Below are 2,462 nucleotides of genomic sequence, written 5' to 3' on the forward strand. Positions count from 1 at the left end.
GCGTTGAAGTTGCCTGAGCTAGAGATCACACCTGAAGCCATGCTGCGTGATAGCACGAAGTTTGATATTGAATTGACAGTGAAAGAGCAAGAAAGCGATATCATGGTTGAGTGGACTTACAGTACAGCGTTGTTCCACCGTCACAGCATTGCGCAGATGGCGAATAGCTTTGAGCTGATGTTAGCTGCATTGGTATCAAAACCTGAGCAAGCACTGGCTTCAGTGGCGCTGCTCGATAATGAGCAGTTGGACAGGCAGCTGCAATGGGGAAAACAGTTTGCCGGTACACTACCGGGGGATGTGACTGCGCTTCAGCACAGTCCAAGTTATCCTGAAGGCACTTGTTTATTTGATATTTTTGAACGGCAGGCGCGTATATCACCAGAGGCTATTGCGCTGAGAGTGAATGGACGAACCATGACTTATCGCGAATTAGATAAGCGTGCGACGCATTTAGCGGCACACTTGCAAGCGCAAGGATGTCAGCCCGACAGCCGGATAGGTCTATGCTTACATCGGAACGAGCAGTTATTTGTTGGGGTGCTGGGGGTGTTAAAAGCTGGCGCTGCGTATGTCCCAATAGATCCATCTTATCCCAAAGAGCGCGTTGAGTTTATGTTGAGCGATGCGGATGTAAAGTGCGTACTGACGGAATCATCTTTGGTGGCTGAATTGTCGTTAGAGGCACATCATCCAATTTGTTTAGATGTCTGGCAGGGGCAGCCTGTCTCATTACAGCTGAATCGAGCGGCAGATGCCAATAATCTTGCCTATATAATTTATACGTCAGGTTCAACAGGTAAGCCGAAAGGTGTACAGATTGAACACCGTAATGCTGTGGCGATGCTGGATTGGACACAGCAGGCATTTAGCGAGAGTGAGCGTCTTGAGGTGTTGTGTAGTACCTCAATCAGTTTTGACCTGTTTGTTTTCGAGATATGGTCAGCATGGAGCTGTGGAGGCGCCGTTGTTGCTGTTGATAATATTCTGGCATTAACAGAGCGCGACGCACCGGCAGTGAGTTTAATTAATACCGTGCCTAGTGCGGCAGCTGCTCTTATTGAGCAGGGATATGACTTTGAAGGCGTGCAAGTCGTCAATCTTGCCGGTGAGCCTTTGAAGAAGCAGCTGGTAAACCAGCTGTTTGAGGCAAACGCTGGGTTACAGGTTAATAACCTGTATGGTCCATCAGAAGATACCACCTATTCAACCCATGAGCGTTATACCCAACCTTTGGAGCGAGCGCCCTCAATTGGTCGTGCGATTTCGAACACTTGGCTCTATATACTGGATAAGCAGCAACAGCCAGTGCCACCGGGTGTCGTTGGAGAGCTTTATATTGGCGGTTCGGGTGTGGCCCGAGGATATCTCAACCGCCCAGAGCTGAATGAAGCTTGCTTTATTGAAAACCCTTATGATGGGGGAGTCATGTATCGCACCGGAGACTTGGTGCGCTGGCATGTAGATAAGGCTGGGCATTTAGACCGTCTGGGGTATCAAGGGCGCATTGACCATCAGGTGAAACTGAGAGGGTTCCGTATTGAACTGGGTGAGATAGAATCTCGCCTGCTGCAGCAGGTGCAAATCAAAGATGTAGTGGTGGTGATTGCAGGAGACCAGCTGGTAGCTTATGTTGTTTGGCAAGATACAGCACAGACAGACAAAATTGCTCAAGTTAAAGCTGCGTTAGCTGAGCAAGTACCGGATTATATGGTGCCGGGGTTCTTTGTTGATATGCAAAGCCTGCCGTTGACGCCAAATGGTAAAATCGATAGAAAGGCACTACCTGCACTAAATATCACCGCCAATAATATTGAGGCATATACTCCACCAAAGACAGAAGATGAGCGAGTTTTAAGTGCCATTTGGCAATCTATACTGAAGGTTGAGCGTGTTGGGCGATTTGATGATTTCTTCGCACTTGGGGGCCACAGCTTGCTGGCGGTTCGAGTGATAAGTCAGATACGGGAGTTACTGGGAGTAGAAGTCCCGTTAAAAGTGTTGTTTGCACACTCGACGATCTCAGCGCTGGCAAGTCAGTTAGCGCGTTATGGAAAGAGTAGGCAACTGCCGGAGATCATCGCACGACAGGAAGTACATCCGCCTTTATCATTCGCACAACAACGTCTTTGGTTTATCGACCGACTGGAAGGGGGCTCGAGCCAGTATAATATGGTAGGCTCGTTTATGCTGTCCGGGCACCTAGATAGCGAGGCGCTGGCATCGGCATTTGCGGCTGTGGTTGCACGCCACGAAGTGCTACGAACTCAATTTGACATAGAGGGAGACGCAGTGCGCTTGAGCGTATTGCCAAAGGGGCAACCGAGCTTCATAACAAGCAATCTGGAGGCGCAGCCCAAAGCGCGACAGGAAGAAGCATTACAGGCGTTGATCTTGGCGGAGCACAATTATCAGTTTGCACTGACAGAAGAAAGCTTATGCCGGGTGCATGTGGTAAAATT

General features: G+C 49.2%; 1 protein-coding gene. It reads left to right on the plus strand.

Features of this window, described 5'->3' with window-relative positions; translation table 11 throughout:
• Positions 1-2,462, plus strand: a 2,462-nt coding sequence (locus CEX98_RS22060; RefSeq protein WP_143484382.1) for a non-ribosomal peptide synthetase, incomplete at both ends; no start/stop codon positions are given.

Origin of the sequence: Pseudoalteromonas piscicida (assembly GCF_002744175.1) — a bacterium.
GTDB classification, from domain to species: domain Bacteria; phylum Pseudomonadota; class Gammaproteobacteria; order Enterobacterales; family Alteromonadaceae; genus Pseudoalteromonas; species Pseudoalteromonas piscicida_B.